Raw genomic sequence first — 24,978 nt, 5'->3', positions numbered from 1 at the left:
CAAGTTAAAACACGGCCTAGGACTCTGCGGACTGGCCACAGACGCAGGCCACGCCGTTCAGGCTGGCGCCGGGGCAGAGGTGATCTCACCCCTCCACAAGAACAGCAAGTGACTGCCTCCGATGGCGGCAACGCGCCGCCTTACGCCGCAGGATCCCGGAATGCCGCAATCGACTCCTTGTGAAGGTGATGATCTGTGTGTTTGTCAGTGGGTGTTCGGCGTTGAGGTGTCAGTGTCCTGCCTTGGGGTGTCCCTGGTCGGGGACATGTGATTTGAGCTTTGCCACTGACGGTGCTTGCCGATTCCGCGCTGACGTTTTTGACGTAGTTCCTAGTCACTTGGGTGTATATCGGTATTACGCTTTGGTGTTTGGGCTGGCCAGGGCAGGCGTGCGCGGTTTGCTCGCGGTTTGTATGTGTGAGGCCGGCACGCAGCCTCACACCCGCCCTGAGTCCCGGCCTGGTGGCGCCGGCGCTGCGGGCTGGTCCTGTAGCGGTGCCGGAAGGACTTGGGGTGGGGGAGCGGAGCTGACATGGTTGCCGCGTTCCGGCTGCGGCTCTGGGGTGGATCGGCAGGTGAGGACTACGTCTCTTTTGGGGTGAGCACGTCCAGCTCGACTTCCTCGAACACTCGTGACCACCAGGAATCCTCGTCGAGCAAGGCCTCGGGGTCGGTTTCCCGGGCTTGGTCGATGACGTCTTGTGCCCAGCGTCGTCGTAGTCGTCGTTGGTGCCGCTCTTGCCTGAGTACACGAAGGCTTCCCAGATCCGCAGCATGCCTGCAAAGCGTTCGACCGATGAGTTGAGCAGGCCGTCGGCTTGATGGTGTGCGGCCTGACCGGAGGGGGTGTGGAAGCCGCTGGAAAGGTGCGTCGGAGTGGGGCATGATCCGCTCATGGAGCGCGTCATCGATCTTGATCAGGCAGCCGCAGTAATCGCTGAGCGGGCTGCGCGATGGCTGGCGGCTGGTCTCAAGGTTGGGCAGGCGACATGGCGGGACGAAACCGCGCCGTGGCCTCAGCGGTTTGAGACTGACAGAACTCTCGTGCGTGATCCTGACTCCGTCGGCGTGTTCATCGCCGGCCCGGCGGACGCTGAGCTGTCTGTGGTGCTGTTCCGGGGCGGCTGGGCTGACGTGGACTACTTCGACGGCCTCGGCGACGCCGGACCGATACCGGCGTTCGGCATCAATTCAGCAGCGGCCTTCGGCACCCAGCTCGATCAGTGGGTGCCGCACGTCTTTGGAAACCTCGGCAAGAGCTAGAGCTGGAGGTCGGCACCAGCGAACGACCCCGCCTCGGTGATCAGCCAGCAGCGGCTTGCTGCTCTGCGCGGGCGCGGGGTGGTGGCGAGGCGGTAGGAGTCGGTGCCGGTCTCGATGATGTTGCCGCCGAAGGTGAGGCGGTCGACGATGGCCGCGCAAAGACGCGGTTGAGGCAGCCGGGGACTGTCGGTGGCTGGTGGCAGGACCGCCGGTATCGTCTTCGTACGGACTACTCCGCCGCGTCGTGTCGACGTCACCGCGGTCTTTCCTGAGCTGGCTCCGTTGGCGCGAGCTGCAATTCGGCTGCACCCTCGTGCAGGGTCGCCTTCGGTGTGGGAGAGCTCGGTCGGGGGGCCGTTGCTGTTGCCCGCTGAGGAGCCAAGGCCGCACTGTGAAAGTTCGCACCCGGGCAGCGGAGTGTGCCAGTCACCGGCAGAAGTGCGGCTCAAGAGGCGCGTGCGAGCCCGGCTGCGCCGTGATATGTGGTGCCCTTACGACCACGAACCGCATGCCAAGCCTTCGACCGCACTGTTCTGGCGGTCCGCGGAGGAGGTCGGCGATGTCCTCGCCGTGCCGCCGGAACCGTATGAGGCGGACTGGGAAGGCTATGTGCCGGAGCCGTGTCTGCTGGCACCGGAACAGATCACCGAGTACCCCAATGGCCTCGATCTGGGCGCGGAGGTGCGGCAGCTGCTGGGGGACTGGAGCAGACGGCAGGCAGCTGAAGTCGGCGTGGACAGCTCGTACGCGGACTATCCGCAGGAGTTCTATGACTCCGAGCTGGCTGACGCTCCCGGCTGGAAGGTCGGCGGCTGGCCCCCGTGGGGCCGCGCCGACCCGTATCGCCGATTCTGCGCTGTCTGCGACGCTCAGATGGTCCCGCTGCTGACCATCGCCTCCTTCGAATGGGACGGGGGTACGCGAGGCTGGGCGCCGTACGAGGATCAAGCCGCCGCGTTTGCCGCCGGTCAGGTCGCCGGCCAGAACCCCGCGCAGCCGACCGCGGTCGAGGTCGGCAGCACCGACAATCTGCAGCTCTACGTCTGCCCGGCATCTCCGGAGCATCCGCACACCGGCCTGATCCAGTGAGCTGTCGCTGAGTCCTCTTTCGCGAGGCCGCACACACCGCAACAGCCCTGGGCGGGGCCCGGGTTCGGCCGACCGCGCGGCGGTCGGGGATTCAAACACTCCCTGAGCGTCAAACCGGCCGGCACCAAGCTGGGTTCGGGATGGTGGCTTGGCGGCGGGCCCTGACGACGTGCAGTGCCCTGGTGGTGTGGCACACCGGCTACGACAACCGCGCTGTACCGGGTCCGAGAGGACCGCGCCCAGGCCGTCCCGACGTACCCGCCGTGGACGCTTTCGCCGAGCAGTGGATGCCGGTCGTCGAGCCCATGGCCCTGGCGGCGTGCCGGGCTGCCCGGGAAGCGGACGTCTCGTTGACGACGTTGAGGTGACGGCGCTGCCCGGCTGGGTCGACGGCGCTTACACCGACCGCATCCATGAAGGGGTCTGGAGACCCAGAACACCCAAGGGACGCCCTGGATCCCGTCTCCATGCGGCCGGTTACACCCACCGGGAGCTGCGCCGCTGAGGCGGTGTCGGGTCGCTGTCAGGGAGCTGTGGGGAAGGTCCACTGCTGGCCAGAGTGGCCTTTTGGCCTTTCCGTAGATGGGGACCGCTCCAAGGACCTGTGTGCCGTCGCTTGTCCAGTAGGTGTCCTGGTAGATGCGGCTCTTGGAGGCGTCGGTGAGCACGATGTTGATCGACCGCGCCCATCCCCACAGCCCGCCATGGGTCCAGCAGGCCGAGGTTGACGCGGCCGAGCCCGACCAGGCGTACGTCGTCCGGATGCGCCGGTCCCTGGAGGGCCTGCGCCAGCTCAACGACTCCATGTACGTGTACCCGCACGGGCTGATCGGCCCCGTGGGGTCCCTGTGGCCGCCGCCCGGCTATCCCGCCCACCGGCCGGGACTTGAGGCAGGAGGCTGGAACATGGACGCCCCCTGACGGCGGATGGACCCGACCGTCATTCACGGCAGCGTTCGAAGATGGCGCCTGGAAGAGCCTCGCGCCGTCAGACGACCGGCGACGCTCTGTAGCCATGACGCTGGTAGCCGTAGCCGTAGCCGTAGCCGTAGCCGTAGCCGTAGCCGTGGCCGTGGCCGTGGCCGTGGCCGTTCCAGGTCCGAGGACCGGGCCGGGGCAGAACTGCCGGGCACCCCGGGCGGGGGCCGTGACTCTCCCCGCCCGGGGCGCCCGGAGCGTACGGACCTCGTCAGGGCCGGGGCAGTGGAAGGCCGGGCAGCTGCGGGTGCCGCAGGTGCTGCCCGCCGTCGTAGACGTGCAAGGTGAAGGTCTCCGGCCCCGGGGCGCCCGCCGCGTCGTAGGCGTCCAGGACGCGCTCAATCCGTTCCCACAGCTTCACCGGGCCGCCCTCACGCACCCGCCAACTGCTGTCCGTCGGGGTGAGGGTGGCGGCGGAGCCGGTGACCACGTCGACCAGGTGCACGGTCTCGCCGACGGTGGCCATCTGCACGTCGGGCACCGCGCTCTGCGCGGGGAACCGCAGATGGAACGCTTCCTCGGTCGCGGCGGTGACGCCTGCCTGGAGCCGGACCAGCTGGAGTTCGCCGGAGGCGTGCTCACCACCATGTATAACGACACCCGCCAGGTGCTGCGGGACCTCGACCGCCCGTGCAACCCGGCGACCGGGTGCGGGAAGTCGACCAGGTCGCCCGTACCGCGCCGGCCGAGCACGAGTTCGCTGTCACCACCGCCGCCCGCCGTCTCGCCTGCGGTGAAGGTGAGGATGCAGGGGGCTTCTCGGCAATCCACACCGACCCCTTGGATAGTTAAGCTATCTTAGGATCTCCGTAGCCCATCCAGGGGGATCGCCACATGGCCAAGGACGAGATAGAGCACATCCGCACCGAGCGGCCGTCCGCGTCCGCCGCCACACTCGCCGCCCAACGCGGCCTGGGCGACTGGATCGACACGCTGGCGACGAAGCAGGGCTTCGGGTGGAAGAAGTCGCGGGACTGCAGGCTCTACTTCTTCAAGGGTGGCCTGGTCGTGACGGCGCAGGATAGCTACATGGCCGCGTACGACTGGGAAACCGTGCGCGTCCTGCAGTACCGCCGCACCGTCAACGGCGCCCCCTCAGACGCCTGCTCGACGCTGATCGACCCGGCAGGGAACGCCCTGAACATCGGGTACGGCAGGCCCCCCTTGTTCAAGTCCGACAAGGCGGCTCTCGGCATCACCTCGTGGGTGAACGGCCCCGGGTTCCTCTACCCGCACATGTGGGGTGACCACATCCAGAAGTGGGTCACCCACACCCAGCTGGCCGGGACGATCGCGCGCATCCAGCGGGGCGAGACGGTGAACTTCGGTCCCTACACAGTCGACCAGCGCGGCGTCTCGGACAAGAAGAACTCGGCCGCCTGGACAGAGATCAACGAAATCGGCTTCACCCTCGGCTCCTTCATGTTCAACGGCCACCAGAAGAGGTCGACGGCCCCGGAGTCCGCGAATGCGTACGTCATCCCCAACCTCGACCTCTTCGTGAAGCTGTGCCACCACCTGAGCCCCTACGTGAAAGGCTGACCTCGCCACCGTGGAACAGCTGACGGGGCAGGACGCCACGCCCAGCCTTCAGGGGCTGGGACCAAGATCCGCCGCAGAGACACCACCGAAGCCATCATTGGCACGATCACCGGCACCCTGACCCGACCCGGACTTCTCATCCTCGGTCGCCACGACACAGACGGTCGGCTGCGCACGGTCGGCCGCACGGTACCGCTGCGCCCGGAGCAGGCCCGCCAGGTCGCGGAGCACCTGGCCGCCGCCGACCCCGGGCACTCCTGGGAGGGTGTGCGGTTCGCGGCGGCGTGGGGGTCCCGCGACGTCCTGGACGCGGTCTTGGTCAGCCCCGCCCGCAGGTGGTCCCGATCGGGGTCGCGGTCTCCGCGCTCCCGCTCGCCACCGAGGACCGGTCCGGCTACCAGCGCACCAGCTTCCGCCACTGGAACACCGGCGCGAACCCCTCCGACGGCTGCAACACCCGTGCCGAGGTACTGATCGCGGAGACGGTGGTGGCGCCGGAGGTCGGGCCGGGCTGCGCTCTGACCGGGGGCGTGTGGTGGTCCTACTGCGACGAGCGGAAGGTGACGCCGGCCGGGCGCGCTGGACTGATCACGACCACCGAAGCTACCGACACGGTCTGCCGCATCCACCCCCGCATGCCCCTCGCGCTAGAGCCGGGCGGCTACGACGCCTGGATCGACCCCGCCCACCACGACACGGACGACCTCCGCGCTCTCCTGCACACCCCCGCCGAGGGCCGTCTCGCTGTGACGGCGGTGACGACCGCGGTCAACAACGTCCGCAACAACGGCCCCCACCTCCTGGAACCCGCCAACCCTTGGAACCTCCTCCAACTCCAAGGGCATCCAGAGGGGCGCTGCGAGACGTGCACCGCCCCGGCAGTGCGCGGAAACCCGGCGCGGGGCACTGATCCAAGATAGTTTTCCCGGACCTGGTGGCGGTTGCCTGCCCGCAGTTCTCGCTCCGCCCTGTGGGGGAGGCAGTCACGACACCGCACTTCGTGTGACGGTGAGTGCGTTTCAGCGGTAGCCGACGAAGAGGGGGCGTTTGGTCACATGGTTCTGGATGTTGTGCAGGAGGTTGCCCCGGGTGTTCTCTCGTACGGCGTTCTTCATGAGGAGCCCGTAGCGCTTGCTTTGGAGTGACCACATGAATGAACCCAGGCGGCCTTGGTGTGCGACGACTTTCCAGAAGTCGAACTCCATCCGGCTGTACTGTTCGCAATAGTGCTCAAACATGTCGTCGACTGCCTTGTCGACTGCCTGGTCGGATGAGTCCTGCAGGAGCGGGTTTCGTGAGGACTCATCAGAGAATTCGGCGACGAACGAACATGGCCGGTTGTCGACTTCAGTCCCATAGATGCCGTACTCGACGAACTCGTCGGAGACCTCTAGTTCTTTACCGTGAGAGTCGGCCGTGATGGCGTAAAATGGCATCATCCCCACCTCGTACACGCGCCGGTGATACTTCATGGGGAACGTCAGCTCGGGCGTGGTTGCGAGGCGGATGAATTTGCATAGATAGTCGCGATAGGCTTCATAGTTGGAATCGCATTGGCAGAGTGCGGCGAACTCGTCAAAGAACCCGACCATCGAGTGGCAGAACTCTGAAGCCTCGTCGGGGAGGGCAATTCCGTCGAGGGCATCTGCGATCATGATGCCCTCGCGCGTCCGGTACAGGCCGTCGTCGATCCAGATTTCTGCGACTGCCAGCTTGCAGGTGAACAGGAAGTAGTCGTCTCCGCGAACGAACGGCATGGACATGAGCGCCCAGTTGGAGTAGTCGTAGGCGGTCTCATAGTTGGTGACATCCGGGAAGGTGGAGAGGAACCAGCGGGCGGCTTCCTCGACGAGTTGGTGCCGGTCGGCTCGGGGAGGGTTGGCGGAAGCAGTCATGATCGTTTCTTCTTTCTTTCGGTGCCGCTTTCGCAGTCCCCTGATCGGCGAAGACCGCGCTTCTCTGGATCCCGGGCCACGTGTGCGCTGTCGGCGGCCTTCTGACGGACATACGCCGCTGCCCCGTGCGGCGCGCCGCCCTCCTGGTGCCTATCAGCACGGGCGGGAACGCGCACCGTGCAACCCGTGCCAGGAGGGTGGGGAGGTCGTGCAGGGGTGTTCATGTGATCCTTGCTGTGGCTGTTTCGGCCATCTGCCGCAGCACCTCGACCACACCCGCCGGGAAGGGTGCGCTCCCGAGTGACTGCTGGGCTTGCATCCGGCGGTCCCGGATCATGCGCTCGACTTCCGTGCGGGCCCCGGTCGCGCTGAGGATGTCGCGTACGCGAGCCGCGCCGGACTCGTCCAGATCCGGGGTGCCGACCAGGGACCGCAGAATCGCGGCCTGCCCGGCGTTGGCGCGCTGGAGGGCCAGGGCGATCAGCACGGTGTGCTTGCCGGCGCGCAGGTCGTCCAGGACGGGCTTGCCGGTCTGCTCTGGGTCACCGAAGACACCCAGGACGTCATCGCGGAGCTGGAATGCCTCGCCCAGGGGGAGAGCGAAAGCGGTGCAGGCTTCCAGGACGGCGGGTCCGGCCCCGGCGAGGGTGACGCCGATGTGCATTGGGCGTTCGATCGTGTACCTGGCGGTCTTGTAGCGAATGACCTTCAGCGGAAGGCCGATGTCCTCGCTCGGGTTCCCCGTGGCGAGGAGGTCGAGGTACTGGCCGTACATCACCTCACTGCGCATGGCGTCGAGGACCGGCAGTACCGCCGCCAGGCGGCCCGGAGCCAGACCGGCGGTGTGCAGGAGCTCGTCGGCCCAGACCAGCGCAAGATCGCCGACCAGAACCGCTGCGCTGATACCAAGGCCTCCAGCGGCTTCCCGGCCGCGGAACGCCTCATGGCGTGCGGCGAGGGCGCGGTGAACCGTGGGCTTGCCGCGCCGGGTGGTCGAGTGGTCCATGACGTCGTCGTGGATGAGGGCGAAGGTGTGGAACAACTCCAGCGACGCGGCGGTGCGCACGACGGCCGCCCAATCGCCGCGCCCCCCGCCCGCAAGCCAGCCGCAAACACACAGCAGCGGGCGCATCCTCTTCCCTCCGGCGCGCACGAAGGCACGTAAGGTCTGTACGACTTCGCCAGGCATGCCGTGCTCGGCTGCCAGGAGCTGCTTGCCGCCGAGGAAGTCGTCTAGGCAGGTCTCGACGGCACGGCGGGTGGCGGGCAGATCCAGCGTGGACGCGGCGTCGGCCGTGCCGGTCATGCTCCCCGCGCTCCCTGCCCGCTGTACCCACATTCCTGCGCAGGCGTGGTGCGGCGGATGCTTTCGACCAGCCGGACCAGGCCGGGCCGCACCACTGCGAAGGATGCAGGGCCAGTGAGCGGTTGGGCACCAGGCCGGCGGACGTCATCCATGATGGCTCTCCTCTCCCGGCCGCCGCCATCGGGCCCGGCCCACTCCGTACCCCTCACCTTCACTTCACGCGTCACGCACCCCGGCCGCAAGGCCAAGCCACCGGCGTGGTGGGGGCACCGGCAGTATCCGCGGCATTGCGACCGAGACCTCCCACCGCACCGTACGCAACACGCCCCCGGCGGACCGTTTCTGCACACTTGCCGCATGGCCGTCATCAGTGCAACAGCGTCTGACTTCGCCATTCGACTGTCGCTGAGGGGGTGGGCTGTTGAGGGCCAGCCCACCCGTACCCGGCCAGGCACCACCCGTAGTACGCGGAAATGCTGTGCCGCTGTGCCCCATGTGTACCTACCCTCGGCGCATGGGGGCGGTCCTTGACACGGCGCTGGCCCCGGGCGGGAGGTTGCGCAGGATCTCCCCGGCGACGCCGGCCTTTTCCGTGCCCCCGGTGTGCGCCCGCCGGGGGCGGCGAGCCCCGGCGGGCCCATGCCAACGCCGGGATGCTGGGCCGTTCGGAGATTCTCCCAGGCGCTGTACATCCCCCCAGGTTGAGCAGGAAGGGCAGGTACTCGGGCAGGGGCATTTCGTCGCTACCTTAGTTGGTGTGGGCCGGGTGCTCGATCGCTTAGACCCCTCATAGGGCCCGGTCCCCTCGGTTCTTAACAGCAGACCAAGATCCCTTTTGAGAAGATCTCCAGGCTCGGCCTGGCCCTCGGAGCGGTCCGCCGCGTCAACAGCTCAGCCGGCACACTCCACGCCGAGGTCGGTGAGCTGTGAGCTCTGGTCGGGGGTGAGCTTGTGGCGCCGCTGCTTGTGCTGGTGATCCAGACGCCGAGCCGTACGGATACCGGCTTGGACTCGCCTTTCACCATGATCTCTTCGCTGTGTCCGCAGGGCACAGGTTTGTCGGTGCCGTCGCTTCTCGTTCTCGACTGGGCAGTGACCCGGCCGGCGTCGCGGTGCTCACCCGGGGGCATTTGAGCACGCCGTCCAGGTTCACGCCGGGGATCGGGCGGAGCTGCGCGGCGGTGTCGGCGGATCACAGGCCGGCGCCGGTCGAACCACTGGACCCCACAGCCCGCGGCCGGGCCGCGCACCCCGCCACCTACGCCCCCGGATCCTCCTCGAACTGGACGACGCATCCGGTGATTGGGTGCCGGTCGGAGTTGCCGAGAACGCTGCTCAGGCCGCCCATTTCCTCAACGGCTGCCACCAGCCAGCCAGCCAGCCAGCCAGCCCGCCAGCCCGACCACCTAGCCCCCTGCGTACTGCCGCAGGGGGTTTCCGTTCTCCTGTACGTCCGGCGCGTGACGGCAGGTACGGCGATGTTGCGCGGTAGGCCGGGACAGGAGCCGCCGCCGCTGCTGCTGCGGGTTGCCGGTTGGCTTCGGGTGGGGGCTTTTGAGCGTCAGGCCGGGTCCGGTCTGGTCACCTGAATGGCTGTGCCTGTATGTCGGAGTGCTGCCGGGAAGCGAGGAGTGGGGGACGACCCTCGGGGGTTCGAACGAGCGGACGAGGAGTATGTCGGGATGACCGTCAAGGTGATCGACGGCAAGGGGTCCGGGGCGTGTCCGCAGGGCTACTACGCGCTGTATGAGCATCCCCACTGCAACGGCAGCGCGAACGGGCGGGTGCTGATCGCCGACCAGTCGATGGACGACCATCACATGGGGCCGCCCATCGACTTCAGAAGCACCGCCACCTGCGTGGTGAACCGGAGCAGCCGCACCCTGGAACTGTTCCAGCGCCCAGGGCTGCAGGGCGAACGCCTCCCTGTTCCGCCCGGCGGACCCTACGATCTGCGCGAACTCAAGAACGAGAACAGCTCGTCCCTCAACGACGCCGTCTGCTCCACGCGCCTGGGCGAGCCGCCCTCCGAGACCCTCCTCGGCAAGTTCCGGAAGGCCGGTCACCAGGTGACCGGCGGCAAGGTCGACCAGGGGCCGGCGGTGGGCCGGCTGCTGACTCTGCGCCGGGAGGAGAAGCACGCCACCGGGCATGTCAGGTCAATGGCCGAGGCGTTGGGTGTGCGGGCGCGTGCGGGCGCGTGCGGTGTGGCGGTGGCTGGCCGCTGCCGAGCGCGACGAGGCCGCAGCTACGGCGCCGGGGGAGCGGGCCCGGTACTACGGGCGTTTCGCAATCACCTCGGAGGTCCGGGCTCTGCTCGGGTTGTGGAGGGGGAACGTTGCGGCCGTCCATCGTGAGCTGACCGCTCGCGTGGCCAGGGGCGAGGGTGAGCCCCGCCCGCTCCCCCGCCGTCAGATCCCGCCGGATCGGGCCGCAGGGCGGGCTGCCGGAAAAGGTCCGTGTGGACCGGGGTAGGGACTTCCTGTCGAAGGCGGTAGCGGAGCGGCCAGCAGGTGAGGCGCGCCGGTCAGGTGGGCTAATTGCACGGTGGAGGGGCTGAACCGGGCGGTGGAGTCCGCGCAGGCCCGGGTCCGTTGCGCCGCGGTGGACATGGCTCCCCCTTGAAGTGCCTGACGAATGCGTCCGGGCGACCGGGGCAGACCTCTCTCCTTGCCTGGCCGGAAAGCTGATGCCTGGGGGCCTGGGGGCTTGCGGCTATGAGGCGGTGTGGGGCATCTGTCCGCGGGAGACCAGGTTGACGGTGGTGATGTGGCTGTCGGAGGCAAGGGTGTGTGCGATGGTTTCGCCGATGCTCGTGGGCGGGATCAATCGGATCGGGCCCGGGTATCCGTATGCGGCTCGTGCCGCGTTGATGGTCTGCTGGACTACAGGGCTGTCGTAGATCCCGGTATCGACTCCGCCGGGCCGGATGTCCGTCAGATAGATGCCTTCGGCGGAGAGCTCCAGGGAGGCCGCGTTGGTGAAGCGGCTCAGGGCACCTTTCGCGGCCGCGTGGATGCTTCCCGAGTTGATCGACCGGACGGCGCTCATCGAGGTGACCACGCATACCTTGGCCTCCTGCTGCCGGCGCAGCACCGGGAGCAGGGCCCGGAGTGCGGTGATGGTGCTCGTGAGCACGCCGAGCTCGGCGTCGATGAGTTCGGGGGTCAGGTCTTCGATCCGCAGGTAGGGGTTGTCGTCAGGGAGCTGGACCGTGCCGGCGCCCAGGCCGAGGGACTGGACCCAGGACAATGGCAGGTCGTCGCCGGATTCTCGGACCATTCGGGCGATGCCGTGAGGCGACGCCAGGTCTGCGGCGGAGAAGGTGATCCGGGGCGTGCCGTCGAGAACGAAGTCCTCCTTTGCGGCCCTGAAGATCCAGTCCCGCACCGCGGCGAGCTTCGCCTCGCTCCTGGCCACCATGTGGACCGCGGCGCCGGACTTCACGCACGCGTACGCGGTGGCGGCTCCGATGTTCGCCTTGTAGGTCTGGCCGTGGTCGGCCACCTCGGTGTGCGTCGGTCGCCCGGTCGCGATGTCGGCGAACACCTGGCGCACGGGACGCAGACCCACCCCGGTGATCAGGATCCTCTTGCCTTCCAGCGGTAAGGGCACGGTGCGGCACTCCTGTCGGCGGATATTCAGGACCTTCGGGAGCCGGCGGACGGTGGCCAGGAACCTCGGCGACCGGCATCCATACCCCTGCCGCAAGCCAGTACACCCACACCGGATATGTGGCCATTTCGCGGCTGCCTGAAGGAGGGGTGACTTGCTGCACCGCAACGTGACGGCCGTACGTCTTGCTGGCCCGGGCGGGTGACCGCGACGGAGGTTGGCGGGCGGGGCAGCGGCCGGGACTGGCTGGGAGGTCGTGCTGTCGGTGAAGTAGCGCGGGGAGCTGTGGCTGGGGCTGCGCTCGGGTGCACGGGGTCCGTGCGCTGGCCGAAGAGGCGGGGAGGTGTGGTGGGTTGGCCTGGAAAGGTGGCCTTCTCCGCCCGGGCCACCATGCGCTCGGCGGCCTCGACCTTGAGCTGGATCTCCCCAGCCGAGGGAAGAGCCCGCTCAAACCCTACGGAAGACCGGAACCGAACATCGGCTCGCGCTTGACGACCAACGAACGCAGTTACGCGACAACTCCCGGCTCTCCGGCCGGTGCGCCGAAACCGTCCCGACCCGGCCCTGGTCGGCCAACAGGCTCGAAGAACCGCCGCCCGGCCACTCGCCACGACGTGGGTCGCGTCCTCGCGACCGGCGAGGCCCACAGCCGCCGAGCTCACCGTCAGAAGGAAACCAAACCCAGACGCAGCACGACTACCCCGGCAAGGTGAGTCGCAAGTCGCGTCCATCGAGGACATCCACCCAAGTGACGACTGAGTGGGAAGGATCGATGCCCAGCAGGAAGACCGCCTCATCTCCCAACTCCAGCTCGATGACCGACGGAGTAGGCGCCCCCTTTGGGGCGGTCAGCACATAGCCACGGCAGACCCCATGGAAGGGCAAGTCCGCGATCGAGCCAGCGATCGGATCTCCTGGAGATGACTCCCGCAGCAGAGTAACGACGTCCTTCACGAGATCGGGACAGACATCGCCCAGGTGCGGCAAGCTCTTCTCGTGACTCGTGTGCGACTCCATGTCGCGAAGCGTGCCACCCCCGGCCAGTCCAGCACACCCGCTCCGAGCCGACGTTAAACGCCAAGGTCAGTACCTGTTCCTGATCCCCAAAAGGCCAGTCAGGGTCGGACCCCCCCGGCTTCGGGTCTCCGGTCGCGTTCGCTGAACGGTTGCGGTAGCCGTTCAGCGAACGGCCGTCCTGGGACCGGCGAAGGCCCACTCAGGTGGCCTTGAGGAGCCCTTGCGCGTTGGTGTCCCGTCTCGCGCAGCCTTACCGTTGTCTCATCTGATCTTGGTGGATTCGCTGCTGGTCTCAAGGGATGTTGTCGGCTGGGCAGTGTCAGGAGTCTGCCGTCTCAGCTGAGGTTGCCGGTGGACGCGGCTCACCGTCGATCCTCTCCGCAATGTCCAGCAGGTCGGGGTGCAACCGGCGTCTGGCGTTGAACAGTTCGATGCCCAGAAGTCGTCCCTGCGGGTCGTAGTCGAGAATCGCCGTGGTGTCCTCGTCGGCAGGCACCTGCTGGACGGCTTCGCCTGGGTTGATCTTGTCGACGAGGTAGATGTACGCCATATTTGCCGAGGCGTCGTATTCGACCCGCATTGCCGTCCTTCCTTGTCGTTGCCGACCTGGGGTATCAGGTCCTGGCCTTGTCGAGAGCCTACTGACATCGAAGATCGCCAGGGGAGTGACGACTGACCGACAACATCGAGTGAGACAACCCCGCCGAACCGCTGCCGGCAGACAACGCCAGCTGAGATTCCACCGAGGATCCGTCTCACCCGTCCTTGCATCACCGCTGGTCCCAGCCCTGACCACCGACAAAGATCAAATGAGACGGGACAGTGGGCCCAGCCACCGTCGTGACCTCGGCTAGCGGCTCATTGGCCCTTCTCGGTGATCATGTCGATCAGGCCGTGGGCTGTGTTGTCGCCCGAGAAGATCTCGGAGAACTCGGCTCCTTCAAAGGTGACGTCCTCGGTGCTGCGGGGGAACATGGCCTGCTCGTACTCGGTGAGCGCGGCCTCGACGTCGTCGGGGTGGGCGGCGAGGGCCTGGGCGAGTTCGGCGCCGTCGAGCATGGCGAGGTTGGCGCCTTCGCCGTTCGGGGCCGCGAGGTGGGCGGCGTCGCCGATCAGGGTCACCCCAGGCACCCGGTCCCACCGGTGCCCGGTCGGCAGAGCGTAGTGGGGACGCAGGACCGGCCCGGTGTCGCCGTCGGTGATCAGGGCGGTGAGTTCCGGTGCCCAGCCGTCGAACTCCCGCGCGATCCGCGCGCGGGCCGCGGCCGCATCGGTGAAATCGATGGCGGCGAACCAGTCCTGCGGCCTGGCCAGCGCCACGTAGGTGTGCAGGGTGTCGCCGCTTTCCCGGTGAGCGAAGATCTCCCTGCCCGGCGCGGGCGCGATCAGCATCCCGCCACCGACCGCCTTCGCGGCGGCAGGGTGCCGGGTGTCGGCGTCGAACAGGTACGTCTCGACGAACGACGTGCCGGCGTACTCGGGTGTGGCGGTGGAGAGCAGCGGCCGCACCCGTGACCACGCGCCGTCCGCGCCGACCAGCAGGCTGGTGACGACCGTGCCTCCGTCGGCGAACGTCACCTCGTAGCGGCCGTCGCCGAGGGCGCGGGTGCTGCTGGCCTTGTGCCCCCACCGGACGGTGCCGGCCGGGAGCGAGTCGAACAGGATCCGGCGCAGTTCACTGCGCTGTACCTCGGGGCGTCCACCCGTGCCGTCGTCGGCTTTGTCGAGCAGGACGGTCCCGTCCCGATCGAGCACGCGCATCGCCTGGCGGCCCTCCAGGACGATGGAGTGGAAATCGTCCATCAGGCCGGCCGCCTTGAGGGCGAGCTGCCCGTTGTAGTCGTGGATGTCGAGCATGCCACCCTGCGTGCGTGCCGTAGGGGAGGACTCGACCTCGTAGACCGTGACCGGGATTCCATGGATGTGCAGGACGCGGGCCAGAGTGAGTCCGCCGAGTCCGGCGCCGATGATCGTGACGGGCGTGTGCATGGTGGCTCCTTCGGGATCGGGCCGCCCGGTCAGCTCCGGCCGGCCGTCTCTGGAAAGGTGCCAGGCCCCGCTAACGAGCCGCCGACATCGGACCGACAGCCCCGACAGATGACCGACAGCGCGGCTCCGCCGCCCGATCACCCGGGGTCAGAGCGCCGATCAGTCAGGAGGAGGCTTGGCGCACGATCTGACGCGATGTTCCGACGGCGACCACCGTGGCGGGCGGGAGGCTGAGCCGGTCCTGGGCCCCGGACTGTCACTGCCATACTGATGGCATTGCGTATTGAGTCGTCGTGAGTTGGGTGCTCTCAGGAGCGATGAGACCGGTCAGTTGCACGTGAGGTCCACCCATACCCAGGGGGCGTGGTTCCATTGGCGTATTTCGCCGATCACTAGTTCGATGGTGCTGCCCACCTGCGGTAGGTCTTGGGCGAGTTGCCTCACGCCGGGTTCGCTGCCGCGGCGGATGACGTCCAGCGAGGCGCCGACCGGTTCGTATCCGTGGATCTTCGCTGTGATGCCCCACGGGTGGTGGCCGGTGATCGTGGCCTGGACTCGTTCGCCGGGGCGGAGGTCGCTGAGGGGACGGATTACTTCGTCGGGCATGGAGTGGGCCCTTTCTGGTCCCGGGTTCAGGGTGTCGGGGGTTGGCGTCGGTGAGAGGCGTAGGTGGCCCAGGGGGCGCCGGCCTGTGTGGCGTGGTCCTCGGCACACTCGGGGGTGTAACCCAGGGCCTGGGCGGCGACGGCGGGTGCCATCTCCTGGACCAGGGCGCCGATCGCGGCGAGTCGGGTGCCGAGCAGGTGGATGCCGTTGCTGGCCAGCTGGTTCATCAGGTCGGTCGAGTGGATGTGCTGCCCCGGGCGCCCGTCAGAGAGTCAGCAGCCGGACGAGCAGCACCAGCAGCGTGCCCGCGGTGAACAGCGCCCCCACGATGGTGAAGACCAGGTCGACCGTCGTGACGTCCCAGCCTTGGATCGCGAACCGGCGGGGGTCTTCCGGGTCGTATCGGACCATGACGCCGGTGCCCACGCCGAAGCCGCCGGCGATGGAACCGCGGCCGAACCTGGATGAGCCCTCGTACTCGCGGCCGTCCCGGGCCGTCCAGGTCGCGACCGGGTAGTAGAGGGTGGCTCCTTCGTCGTGTCGCCTGGCGTCGTGGCGGATGATCCGTCCCTCAGCGGTGACTCCTGTGCGGCGGAGCGCGGTGGCGCGGCGGAGTCCATGCAGGCCGAAGCTGAGGAACACTACGCCGATCGTCAGCGGGATGAGCGAGAAGAGCCATTCGCGGTGCATGTGTTGTGCGACGCGGGCGAAGGGGCTCCGGTTGCGTAGGAGGCGGTTGGACAGCCGCATGAACCTGCTAGTCGTCGTTGGTCAGGGTGAGCTTCGCCCCCGCAGACCAACACAGGACCGTCGACGAGGGTCGGGTCCGTACTGCGGGGTAGCCGGGCCGGGGCGCCCACCGCTCGCCGAAGGCGCGGCGTCCTCGACGACCGCCAGAGCCGAGGCCTCCCCCCGAGCGGGCACGACCACCGGCAGGCGGGATCCTGCTTCCTCAACCCCGTCACCACGACCGCCCAGGCCGACCGCCTCCGCGCGCTGAGCGCAACGCTCTGCACCAGCCCGGCCGGCCACTGGCGGACCAGCGCCGGCTGGCTGCTCCACCAACACCGCGGCTTCCAGCCCGGAGTCGAAGTCGCCACCGGAGCCACCTTCAGACAGGCCCTGGACACGATGGCCTCCCGAGTCCGCGGCGGGACCGGCATCACCCTCAACCCCGTTCGCACCGTCCCGTCTCGGCTGGTGGTGGCGAGCCAGGTTCCGTCCGTCGTTCGGCTTCCTCCGCCTGGCGGCGCGCGACGCGCTCAGCCTCCGCGCGGTCGGCGGCCTCCATCGCGCACGGCTCGCACAGGTCGTCCCACTTCCCGGGCCACGAACGGCGGCCGTGGCCGGCGGGAGATTCTCCCGCCGGCCACGCGCACGAGCGCCGACCGGGCCCGGGACTTCCGGGCCCGGTCGGCGCTCGTTCCGGTCACATGCTCGCTCCGGTCGTACAGACGCGCCGGTCATACGGACGTGCCGGTCATACGGTCACACTCGTCACGCGCGGGGTGGGTCAGCGGCGCAGCTTCAGGCGGTGTACCCCGCCGTCGACCGCGCCGACGTAGAGCGTGCGGCCGTCGGGGGCGGCGGCCAGCTTGGTGGTGTCGGTGTTCTGCAGACCGCTCGAGATGTTCTCCCACGTGAGACCGTTGTCGGTGCTGCGCAGTACGCCCCGGCCGCCCTGGACGAGTCCGGACGCGGTCGAGCCGGCGGTGGCCGCGTAGAGCGCTCCGCCGACCCGCAGCAGGTCTGAGACGTGGACCGCGAGCGGGCCGGTGTCGGCGGTGCGGAAGGTCTTGCCGTCATCAGTGCTGACCCGGACGGACGAACCGCCGACGACCAGGCGTCGGCCGTCCATCACGATCGCGGAGACGGGGCCCTCGGCGACCTTGGTCTTGGTGACGCCGCCGTCGTCCGAGCGGTAGAGGCCCGAGGCGTTGCCGAGCCAGAGGCGCCGCGGGTCGCGCGGGTCACCGGCCATGGCATCGAAGGACCTCTCATGGAAGAGGTTCTTCCAGGTCCTGCCGCCGTCGGAAGTCGCGAACAGCCCGTCGCCGAAGATGCTCCTGAAGCTGATCGCCACCCGGTCCGGGTCGGCCGGGTGGACCAGGATCGAGGTCGGTACCTCCGACGACGTGCCCTTCACCTGCCAGGTCCGGCCGGCGTCACCGCTGCGGGAGACCTCGAAGAGGCCGGTCGCGGTGCGCCGGACCTGCCACACCACCTTGGTGTCCTTGGGCGAGACGGCGATGTGCGAGGTGAGAAGACCGGTCCTGCCCTCTGCGCCGGACTGGCCCCACTCGGGGCCCGCGACGGGGATCGCGGTGCGGTAGGTGCCGCTCACCGTTCCGGCGAGCAGCTGGTCGCCGCTGGCCGCGAGGGCGAGGGTGGTCAGGCCCTGGACGCCGATCCTCCGGAAACCGGTGCCGTCGGCCGAGCCGCGGTACAGGCCGTCCTGTTCGCTGGACACGGTCACCGAGCCGTCGGCCCAGCGGTCGTAGTCCATCGCGATGGCGGCCTTGGAGGGGGCGGGGGCGGGCTTCCAGGTCTTGCCGTGGTCGCGGCTCACCTGCCCGGCGCCGAACAGCGCGCGCAGGTACAGGTCGCCGCCGGAGGCGGACAGTCCGTTGCCGCCTTCCGCCAGGGGCAGCAGGGTGGACCAGGTGCGGCCCTTGTCGTAGGAGCCGCGGACGCCCGTACCGGGGACGTAGGCCGCCACCACGGTGGAGTCGGCCGCCATGCCGCGGATGGTGCTCACCGGCTCGTCGAGGACGAGGTGCGCCGTACCGGGGTCGCCCTTGCCGACGCCGTCGATCCGCCAGACGCTGTCGAAGGTCGCCAGGTACAGGGTGTCGCCGACGAGGGTCGCGTCGCGGACGTCACCGGTCACTCCGGTGGGGTACGTGGCCCAGCTGTCGCCCGCGTCCGTGCTGACCAGCAGCGTGCCGTCGACCATCGCGGCGAGGGTACGGGTCTGCTCGTCCGCGACGAACTCGTCGATGTGCGCGTCGGGCACGTCGAGCTTGCGCCAGGTGCGGCCGTTGTCGTCGGTGCGCAGGATCGTGCCCCGGCGGGTGGGGTCGGCGGCCGTGTTCACGGCGTACCACCAGCGATCGGGGCGGTGGGCGTCGACCACGACCGCTCCGGTGCCGTTGCCGTCGGCGATCGGCAGCCTGCCCACCTGGCGCCAGTTGGCGCCGCCGTCGGTGGTCAGCCAGGGGGCGGCCTTGCGGAACTGGGTCACGACGGCCTGCTTCGGCCGGGCGGGTGAGAGCGCGACGTGGCCGGCCTCGCTGTTCGGGCCGACGGGCTCCCAGCGGTCGCCGCGGCTGCCGGCGGGGGTGACCTCGAAGGCGCCGGTTCCGGTGATCCGCCGGCCGTCGGTGGTCGTGGCCCGCACGGCCAGCTGGTAGGCGCCGGCCGCCTTCCCGGTCACGTCGGCCTGGTAGTAGCCGGCGCCGTTCATGGTGGTGGGCAGCGTGAAGGCCTTGCCGTGCGGCGGCGTGACGGTGATCTCCGGCGGCGCGTTCAGGGCGGCCGGGGCGGCGACGTGCACGGTGGAGCGGCCGTCGCTCGGGTCGGGGGACGCCTGGACGACCAGGTGCCGGACGACGAGCAGGTACGGCACCCGGAGGGCCGGGCCATGCGCGGGGGTGGCCGTGATCTGGCCGCTGATCTCCGTGTCGGTGGCCGGGCGGTCGGCGCGCAGGGTGACGGTGACGGTCGCGGACGCCCCGGCGGGGACGGTGACCCGCGCTGGGGACACGGTGGTGGGCCCGGTACTGCTGAGGGTGATGGTCAGCGGTTCCTTCCCGGGGTTGGCCAGGCGTACCTTCGCGGTGCCGCCGACGGTCCTGTCCGCCAGGTCGGCGAGGCCGAACGACACGGTCGTCGGGGAGGCGCTGAGGGTGGCCGACGCCGCGGCGGCCACGTCGAGCCGTCCGTTGCCCTGGACGGTGGGGCCGGTGCCGGCGAGCTGCTTCGCGGTGCCGACCAGCGCGGACCTGATCCCGTCGGGGTCCTGGTCCGGGCGCAGTTGGCGCAGCAGGGCGGCGGCTCCGGCGACGTGCGGGCTCGCCATCGAGGTGCCCGACATGCGGTAGACGCCGGGATCGTACATCGAGGTGGGGATCGCCGAGCGGATCTCCACGCCGGGTGCGACCAGGTCGGGCTTGAGGCCGAAGCCGGTGCCGGGTCCTCGCGACGAGAACGAGGCGATCTCGTCGGTGGAGACAGTGCCGCGCAGGGTGACGGACACCTTGCCGGCGGCCAGTTCACGGCTCAGCTGGGCGTACTGGGTCGCGTCGATGCCCATGACGACCAGGCGGTCCATGCGCAACGAGTCGCCGGAGGCGGCGGTCCGGGTGAGGTCGGGGCGGGCGGGGGTCGCCGGGGCCTCGACCGTTCCCGGGGCGGCGGCGAGCACGGGTCCGTCGTGGGCCGGGAGGCCGCCGAGCACGGCAAGCGCGCCGCGCTTCTCGGCCTCGCGTGCCCAGTCAATGTCGCTCTGGCTCAGGACGTCCGTACTGGGCGCGACGAGAATGTCGGCCCGCAGGATCTTGCCCCGTACGTCACCGATCCGCTTCCAGTCCTCGGCGGTGCCGGCGCCGACGTCCACGAGCGGCGCGGTGACCGGTTCCCGGGGCGGGTTCGCGGACAGGATGCCCCGGTACGTCTGGATCAGTTCGGGCTCCTTGCCCGCCAGGTACGCGCTGGGTGTCGGCATCCCGCTGGTGGAGGCGCCGACCGCGATGACGCCGTCGGCCGACGCCGGAGTGTTGACGGTCCCGCTGCCGGACCTGTCGTTGCCCGCCGCCGCGACGACGACCACTCCGGCCCGCACGGCGGCGGTCGCCGCGCGGCCCAGCGGGTCGGTGCCGTCACCGGGGCCGCCGAGGCTCATGTTGATGACGTCGGCCGGGTCGGGGTTGGCCGGGTCGGCCGCCGCCTCGATGCCGGCGATGATGTCGGAGGTGTAGCCGCTGCCGTCGGCGCCGGTGACCTTGTAGGCCAGCAGGCGCGCGTCGGGCGCCATGCCGGTGACGCCTCCCTTCCTGGCCGCCTTGCCCGCGATGATGCCCGCGACGTGGGTGCCGTGACCGTTGTCGTCCATCGGGTCGTCGTCGCCATTGGCGAAGTCGAAGCCGCCGACGACCTTGTGGCCCTTGCCGAAGCCGCCGCCCAGGTCGGGGTGGCCGTAGTCCACGCCGCTGTCCAGGACCGCCACGACGGTGCCCTTGCCGGTGGCCTTCACCCCGGCCGGGTCCTCGCGCTTCCAGACCTCGGGCGCGCCGGTCAGCGGCACGCTGGTGTCCGTGCGCACCTGTATCCGGGTGTCGGGCCGGACGGCGATGACGCCCGGCAGCGCGACCAGCCGCGCCGTCTCGGAGGCGGGAACCGTCATCGCCACGGCGTTGACGAGCAGGCCGAGTTTGCGGGGTGAGGCGGGGTGCAGTCCGGCTTTCCGCACCGTCCCGACGAAGGCGTCCTGCCGTTCCGCCAGGGCCTGCCGGGCGTCGCCGACGGCGGAGGCGGTGCCGGCGGCCAGGGATGTGAGCGAGCCGCCGGGGGCGGCTGCGACGGCGGCGTCCCCGGACAGTTCGACGATGACCCGCTGGTTCGGGTCGGGTGACTTCGCGGTCGCGGTGCCGGGTATCGCGGTGAGCGTCCCGGCGAGCGCGACGGTGGTGACCGTGACGGCCACCAGGCGTCGGGTTCTTCGTGGGTTCTTGGCCATGGGTAGAAGTCCTAGCGCCGAAGTCACTCTCCGTACAACAGATCCTGGCGGCCTATTGCTGCCGCTGGCACAAGTGGGCCAGTATCCGCCTATGACGAACGAGCTCACCGCCGCAGGCATCGATCCGTTCGACGAGAGTGTCTACCGGGCCGTGTTGACCCGGCGTACGGCGGTCCCGACCGAGCTCGCCGCCGACCTCGGCTGCTCCCCTCTCCGCGCCGCCAGGGCGCTGGACCGGCTGCACGACCACGGCCTGGTCGGGCGGCTCGCGGGCGTCCGCCGCCGGTACGCGGCCATCGAGCCGGGAGCCGCGGTCGAGTCCCTGGTACGGACCAGGGCCGCGGAGTTGGACCGGGTCCGTTCGGCGGCGGGCGAGCTGTCCCGCCTCTTCGCGGCGGCCCAGGCCGGCACCGCCGGGGAGGATGAGGTGGAGATCGCCACCGGCCGCGAGGCGCTCGGCCGGTGGTTCGTCCGCCTCCAGCAGGAGGCGCGCGAGGACGTCATGACACTGGACCGGCCGCCGTACGCACTGACCACCTCCAACCCGGTGGAGAGCACGGCGCTGGGGCGCGGCGTGCGCTACCGCGCGGTCTACGCCCCCGAGGCGCTGGAGTGGCCGGGGGTGCTCGAGGACATCCGCGGACTCGTGCGCCGCGGCGAGCAGGCCCGGGTGATGCCGGGCTTGCGGATCAAACTGGCCATCGCGGACCGCCGGCTGGCGCTGATGCCGCTCTCCCTGGACCTCGACGGCGTACGCGCTGCGGTCATCCGCCCCTCCACCCTGCTGGACGCCCTCACCGACTACTGGGAGCTGTGCTGGAAACAGGCCCTGCCGCTCGACGTCCCCGCCGAGGACCCGCTCGGTGAGGAGGACCGCCTGGTGCTCACCCTGCTGGTCAGCGGCCTCAAGGACGAGGCCATAGCCCGCCAGCTCGGCTGGTCGGTCCGCACCATGCGCCGGCGCATGAGCCGCCTCCACGAACTCCTGGGCGCGGTGAACCGCTTCCAGGCCGGCGTCGTCGCGGCCCGCCGCGGCTGGATCTGACCCGCCACCGGGCCGGGGCAGACGCACTTGGCGGTGATCCCGCCACCGGCCACGCCGACGCTGTCGCCGCGAAGCAGGCTGCGCGGGCGTGCTCATTGGGCTCGACACGACGCGGTATCGAGAAGTCATCTCATTTGGTGGGTTGGGTAGGCCGTCGGCCGTTGGGGATTGTTGAGCGGCTGGTGCCGGATGAGTTGTGGGCGTTGTTCCAGCGGGTGGTGCCGGAGGTGCCGTCTCGGCCCCAAGGTGGTGGCCGGCGCCGGCACGGTGACCGGCAGGTGCTGGCCGCGATCGTGTTCGTGGCCACGTCGGGCTGCACGTGGCAGCAACTGCCCACAGCGTCATTCGGACCCTCGGGGGCAACGGCCCACCGGCGGTTCTCCGAATGGACCAAGGCCCGGGTATGGGCCAAGCTCCACCGCCTGGTCCTCGACGAGCTCGGCGCCCGCGGTGAGCTGGACTGGTCGCGCTGCGCGATCGACTCGGTGAACATGCGGGCCCTGAAAAGGGGGACCTGACGGGTCCGAATCCTGTAGACCGGGGCAAGTTCGGCTCGAAGATCCACTTGATCACGGACCGGACCGGTCTGCCCCTGTCCGTCGGAATCTCGGGGGCCAACCTGCACGACAGCCAGGCTCTGGAGCCCCTCGTCCGCGGGATACCGCCCATCCGATCGCGCCGCGGCCGCCGACGGCGCAAGCCCGGAAAGCTCCAAGCGGACAAGGGCTACGACTATGCTCACCTGCGGCGATGGTTACGTGGGCGTGGTACCAGACACCGCATTGCCCGCCGCGGCGTCGAGTCTTCACAGCGTCTGGGCCGCCACCGCTGGGTCGTCGAACGCACCATGGCCTGGCGCGCCGGCTGCCGCCGCCTCCACCGTCGTTACGAACGCAAGGCCGAGCACTTCCTTGCCTTCACCAGCATCGTCTGCACCCTCATCTGCTACCGCAGACTCACCAAATGAGATGACTTCTAAGCCCGAGAGCTTGGTGCTCAGGACTCGCGGTACCGGGCGAGGGCTTGCTCGGCGAGCCGGGTCAGGCCGTGGTCGAGCCGGCGGAAGTACGTGGCGCGGCTCAGGTGCAGGCGGTGCGCCACGCCCATGTGGTCAGACCGACGGCGCACGTAGTAGGCATCCAGGATCCGGCCCGCCTGGGCGGTAGGCGGGTCGTCGGAGGCGATCAGGTTCCCAATCGCGTCGACCAGCGCTCCACGCAACTCCTGCGCGGTCGGGGTCGCTGCCAAGGTCAGCAGGGAGCTCTGTGCCAGGCGGGTTGGGTCGTGGAGGCGTTCCAGTGCCTTACGGACCTCCGCCACGCACCAGCGCAGGTCCGGCGGGACAGCCCCGGCCGGGCCGGTGGTAGCGATGCGGCCCAGCCATGCGGCCATGCCGTCCGGGGTGGTGAACGCCAGTTCGTGGATTTCCGCGTGCTGCCCGCCGTCGGACGGCTCGTGGTGTGCCGTGCCGACGAAGCCGAAGCCGAGCCTGCGCACCAGTTGCTGGTAGTCCGGCGACGGCGTGGCCACCACCAGCCGCCGCTGCCCGATGCCGTCGATCAGGATCCGGCGCAGCAGCGCGGCGTGCGCGTCCGGGTGTCCGTCCTCGCATGTCGCCATCCCGATGAACGCTCCGCCGGAGCCGACGGCCAGCCGGTCGGTGTGCTGGCGGGTCATCGGCTCGATCACGGCTACCGACCGGTCGGTGAGCAGCGGTGTGTAGCTCATGCCTACCGGCCGGTCGTCCGGGTCGCACACCACGAGGAATCCGTCGGGGGTGTGCCGGAGCCAGCCATCGAGCAGCCGGTCGGTGCGGGCAATGCTGTGGCCGCCGCGGCGCGCCCACTGGTTGGCCAGCGCGGCGATCCAGTCGTGATCGTCGGGCCGGGCCTGCCGTACGGTCGGTACGTTCGGCGCGGGTGGAAACAGCGTCCGCCGGACGGCCGGGTCGTCGGTCAGGTACAGCGAATGCTCCGCGAGCGCCCGTCGGCGGGTGTCGTCGGCGGTCGCGTCCAGCAGGCGGAGGTTGCGGGAGGCGGCCTGCGTGATCGCGGCGCGGTGCGCGATCGGGCGGCGCCAGCGGTACCGGAGGTCGAGAAGAGTCCGGAACGGCTCGACTATCGACGGACCGCACTCGGTGGATGTGATCAGCGCAACGTCGGTGAGCGCGGCAAACCAGTCCGGTCCGTCCGGTGGCTCGACCAGGCTGGCCAGGAGTTCCTCGTCCCCCCGCCCCACGGCGGCCAGCGCTTCCAGCACGTCGGACAGGTGCCGGTTCAGCGGGACATCGGCCAGGATCTCGCGCAGCGCCCGGTCGGCGACGGCTCCGGGCACGCCCGGCGGTGTCGGCGCGAGCAGCGCCCGGCTCAACGCGCCCGCGACCAGGGGCAGCCCGCCGGCCAGCGCCACCACCAGGTCGAGCCCGGCCGTGACGCCGAGTGCCACCGCGAGGTCGCAGATCTCCCCGTCCGTCCACCGCGGAACGATCACGGTGGATGTGTCGGGTAACGGGTGCCTGCTCGCCAGCACGACGTGCACCTCTGTCCCGGCACGGCAGAGCTCGTTCCGTAGGATCCCTCTGAACCCAGGCACGTCGGCCTCATCGATGTACACGACGGGGCGTGCGAGGTCGGAAACCTGGTGCAGGGCGACCCTCAAGTCATCCCGCTGGGCACTGACGACCGGCCGCCCGTCGGCGAGTCCGGTCAAGAGGGTGGTCTTCCCGGACCCGAGGGGTCCGACGACGTCGATCACGACAGCCTGTCGCGCTCTCGCGAGAAGCGCCATCACTCTGTCCCGAACAGCCCCTTGCCCGGCGTTGGGTAACGCGGGCTCGGATGATGCTCCGTCCATGTCGAGATCCCCAACCCTCGGTCTGAACCGTTCCGGGTTCGGT

General features: G+C 69.5%; 18 protein-coding genes and 4 pseudogenes. 9 read left to right on the top strand and 13 right to left on the bottom strand.

Features of this window, described 5'->3' with window-relative positions:
- Window positions 1-894 precede the first annotated feature (894 nt).
- On the top strand, window positions 895-1,263 hold the full coding sequence (locus J7F03_RS40315) for a hypothetical protein (RefSeq protein ID WP_214958183.1): 369 nt from the start codon (window positions 895-897) through the stop codon (window positions 1,261-1,263).
- A gap of 40 nt (window positions 1,264-1,303) precedes the next feature.
- On the opposite strand, the pseudogene J7F03_RS42570 reads toward J7F03_RS40315, so the two are convergent.
- Window positions 1,304-1,430, bottom strand: a pseudogene (locus tag J7F03_RS42570) (AAA family ATPase); the annotation flags it as partial.
- Window positions 1,431-1,476: 46 nt separating this feature from the next.
- Between J7F03_RS42570 and J7F03_RS40305 the strand changes: the two are divergent.
- Together J7F03_RS40305 and J7F03_RS40300 are read left to right on the top strand one after the other, a co-directional pair.
- Window positions 1,477-2,352 carry a hypothetical protein gene (locus tag J7F03_RS40305; RefSeq protein ID WP_214958186.1) on the top strand — a complete coding sequence of 292 codons (876 nt, stop codon included), beginning with the start codon at window positions 1,477-1,479 and terminating at the stop codon, window positions 2,350-2,352.
- A 660-nt stretch (window positions 2,353-3,012) separates the two neighbouring features.
- Window positions 3,013-3,273 carry a hypothetical protein gene (locus J7F03_RS40300; RefSeq protein ID WP_214958182.1) on the top strand — a complete coding sequence of 87 codons (261 nt, stop codon included), beginning with the start codon at window positions 3,013-3,015 and terminating at the stop codon, window positions 3,271-3,273.
- Window positions 3,274-3,541: 268 nt separating this feature from the next.
- On the opposite strand, the pseudogene J7F03_RS40295 reads toward J7F03_RS40300, so the two are convergent.
- Window positions 3,542-3,865 (bottom strand): annotated as a pseudogene (locus J7F03_RS40295) (SAM-dependent methyltransferase); the annotation flags it as partial.
- A 299-nt stretch (window positions 3,866-4,164) separates the two neighbouring features.
- On the opposite strand from J7F03_RS40295, the gene J7F03_RS40290 reads away from it, so the two are divergent.
- Together J7F03_RS40290 and J7F03_RS42565 are read left to right on the top strand one after the other, a co-directional pair.
- Window positions 4,165-4,872 carry a DUF6585 family protein gene (locus J7F03_RS40290; protein ID WP_214958181.1) on the top strand — a complete coding sequence of 236 codons (708 nt, stop codon included), beginning with the start codon at window positions 4,165-4,167 and terminating at the stop codon, window positions 4,870-4,872.
- Window positions 4,873-5,207: 335 nt separating this feature from the next.
- Entirely contained in the window at window positions 5,208-5,792 is a 585-nt protein-coding gene (locus J7F03_RS42565; RefSeq protein ID WP_308380174.1) for an SOS response-associated peptidase family protein, read from the top strand.
- A gap of 99 nt (window positions 5,793-5,891) precedes the next feature.
- Here J7F03_RS42565 and J7F03_RS40280 read toward each other — a convergent pair whose 3' ends face one another.
- Window positions 5,892-6,767 (bottom strand): hypothetical protein, encoded by an 876-nt coding sequence (locus J7F03_RS40280; RefSeq protein ID WP_214958180.1) that lies wholly within the window; start codon window positions 6,765-6,767, stop codon window positions 5,892-5,894.
- 220 nt (window positions 6,768-6,987) lie between these two features.
- Window positions 6,988-8,073: a polyprenyl synthetase family protein gene (locus J7F03_RS40275; RefSeq protein WP_214958179.1), complete on the bottom strand. Its 1,086-nt coding sequence runs from the start codon at window positions 8,071-8,073 to the stop codon at window positions 6,988-6,990.
- Window positions 8,074-10,263: 2,190 nt separating this feature from the next.
- Here J7F03_RS40275 and J7F03_RS42900 point away from each other — a divergent pair.
- Window positions 10,264-10,600, top strand: a pseudogene (locus J7F03_RS42900) (hypothetical protein); the annotation flags it as partial.
- 188 nt (window positions 10,601-10,788) lie between these two features.
- Here J7F03_RS42900 and J7F03_RS40265 read toward each other — a convergent pair.
- Entirely contained in the window at window positions 10,789-11,688 is a 900-nt protein-coding gene (locus J7F03_RS40265) for an SDR family oxidoreductase (RefSeq protein ID WP_214958177.1), read from the bottom strand.
- Between the two features lie 530 nt (window positions 11,689-12,218).
- On the opposite strand from J7F03_RS40265, the pseudogene J7F03_RS41805 reads away from it, so the two are divergent.
- Window positions 12,219-12,401: pseudogene (locus tag J7F03_RS41805) on the top strand (transposase); the annotation flags it as partial.
- On the opposite strand, the gene J7F03_RS40260 reads toward J7F03_RS41805, so the two are convergent.
- From J7F03_RS40260 to J7F03_RS40225, 7 genes are all read right to left on the bottom strand, one after another.
- Window positions 12,385-12,705: a hypothetical protein gene (locus tag J7F03_RS40260; protein WP_214958176.1), complete on the bottom strand. Its 321-nt coding sequence runs from the start codon at window positions 12,703-12,705 to the stop codon at window positions 12,385-12,387. The pseudogene J7F03_RS41805 and the gene J7F03_RS40260 sit on opposite strands and share 17 nt — an antisense overlap.
- Window positions 12,706-13,024: 319 nt before the next feature.
- A complete protein-coding gene (locus J7F03_RS40255) occupies window positions 13,025-13,285 on the bottom strand; it encodes a DUF2283 domain-containing protein (protein ID WP_214958175.1) in 261 nt (86 codons plus the stop codon).
- 278 nt (window positions 13,286-13,563) lie between these two features.
- On the bottom strand, window positions 13,564-14,694 hold the full coding sequence (locus J7F03_RS40250) for an NAD(P)/FAD-dependent oxidoreductase (protein WP_214958174.1): 1,131 nt from the start codon (window positions 14,692-14,694) through the stop codon (window positions 13,564-13,566).
- 327 nt (window positions 14,695-15,021) lie between these two features.
- Window positions 15,022-15,300: a hypothetical protein gene (locus J7F03_RS40245; RefSeq protein ID WP_214958173.1), complete on the bottom strand. Its 279-nt coding sequence runs from the start codon at window positions 15,298-15,300 to the stop codon at window positions 15,022-15,024.
- Between the two features lie 26 nt (window positions 15,301-15,326).
- Window positions 15,327-15,527, bottom strand: a complete 201-nt coding sequence (locus J7F03_RS40240) for a hypothetical protein (protein WP_214958172.1) — start codon at window positions 15,525-15,527, stop codon at window positions 15,327-15,329.
- Between the two features lie 37 nt (window positions 15,528-15,564).
- Window positions 15,565-16,050 carry a DUF3592 domain-containing protein gene (locus tag J7F03_RS40235; RefSeq protein ID WP_214958171.1) on the bottom strand — a complete coding sequence of 162 codons (486 nt, stop codon included), beginning with the start codon at window positions 16,048-16,050 and terminating at the stop codon, window positions 15,565-15,567.
- Between the two features lie 763 nt (window positions 16,051-16,813).
- A complete protein-coding gene (locus J7F03_RS40225; protein ID WP_214958170.1) occupies window positions 16,814-21,037 on the bottom strand; it encodes a S8 family serine peptidase in 4,224 nt (1,407 codons plus the stop codon).
- Between the two features lie 91 nt (window positions 21,038-21,128).
- Between J7F03_RS40225 and J7F03_RS40220 the strand changes: the two genes are divergently transcribed.
- Window positions 21,129-22,082 carry a hypothetical protein gene (locus J7F03_RS40220; protein WP_251073212.1) on the top strand — a complete coding sequence of 318 codons (954 nt, stop codon included), beginning with the start codon at window positions 21,129-21,131 and terminating at the stop codon, window positions 22,080-22,082.
- 167 nt (window positions 22,083-22,249) lie between these two features.
- Window positions 22,250-23,049, top strand: a protein-coding gene (locus J7F03_RS40215) for an IS5 family transposase (RefSeq protein WP_308380176.1) whose coding sequence is annotated in 2 segments (ribosomal slippage) — window positions 22,250-22,585 and window positions 22,588-23,049 — 798 coding nt in all. Because the reading frame shifts where the segments join, the coding sequence is not laid out codon by codon here.
- 29 nt (window positions 23,050-23,078) lie between these two features.
- Here the strand turns inward: J7F03_RS40215 and J7F03_RS40210 are convergent.
- Window positions 23,079-24,572 carry a hypothetical protein gene (locus J7F03_RS40210; RefSeq protein ID WP_214958168.1) on the bottom strand — a complete coding sequence of 498 codons (1,494 nt, stop codon included), beginning with the start codon at window positions 24,570-24,572 and terminating at the stop codon, window positions 23,079-23,081.
- Between the last annotated feature and the right edge of the window lie 406 nt (window positions 24,573-24,978).

The organism is Streptomyces sp. ISL-43, from assembly GCF_018614195.1.
In the GTDB taxonomy this organism is placed as follows: domain Bacteria; phylum Actinomycetota; class Actinomycetes; order Streptomycetales; family Streptomycetaceae; genus Streptomyces.
Note: the sequence above shows the minus strand (reverse complement) of the source record. Positions and strands in the feature narration are given on the sequence as shown.

Coding starts and splice junctions, on each gene's coding strand:
- J7F03_RS40240 (WP_214958172.1), bottom strand. CDS start 15,527: ATGAACCAGCTGGCCAGCAACGGCATCCACCTGCTCGGCACCCGACTC.
- J7F03_RS40280 (WP_214958180.1), bottom strand. CDS start 6,767: ATGACTGCTTCCGCCAACCCTCCCCGAGCCGACCGGCACCAACTCGTC.
- J7F03_RS40275 (WP_214958179.1), bottom strand. CDS start 8,073: ATGACCGGCACGGCCGACGCCGCGTCCACGCTGGATCTGCCCGCCACC.
- J7F03_RS40290 (WP_214958181.1), top strand. CDS start 4,165: ATGGCCAAGGACGAGATAGAGCACATCCGCACCGAGCGGCCGTCCGCG.
- J7F03_RS40220 (WP_251073212.1), top strand. CDS start 21,129: ATGACGAACGAGCTCACCGCCGCAGGCATCGATCCGTTCGACGAGAGT.
- J7F03_RS40255 (WP_214958175.1), bottom strand. CDS start 13,285: ATGCGGGTCGAATACGACGCCTCGGCAAATATGGCGTACATCTACCTC.
- J7F03_RS40225 (WP_214958170.1), bottom strand. CDS start 21,037: ATGGCCAAGAACCCACGAAGAACCCGACGCCTGGTGGCCGTCACGGTC.
- J7F03_RS40250 (WP_214958174.1), bottom strand. CDS start 14,694: ATGCACACGCCCGTCACGATCATCGGCGCCGGACTCGGCGGACTCACT.
- J7F03_RS40235 (WP_214958171.1), bottom strand. CDS start 16,050: ATGCGGCTGTCCAACCGCCTCCTACGCAACCGGAGCCCCTTCGCCCGC.
- J7F03_RS40245 (WP_214958173.1), bottom strand. CDS start 15,300: ATGCCCGACGAAGTAATCCGTCCCCTCAGCGACCTCCGCCCCGGCGAA.
- J7F03_RS40260 (WP_214958176.1), bottom strand. CDS start 12,705: ATGGAGTCGCACACGAGTCACGAGAAGAGCTTGCCGCACCTGGGCGAT.
- J7F03_RS40315 (WP_214958183.1), top strand. CDS start 895: ATGGAGCGCGTCATCGATCTTGATCAGGCAGCCGCAGTAATCGCTGAG.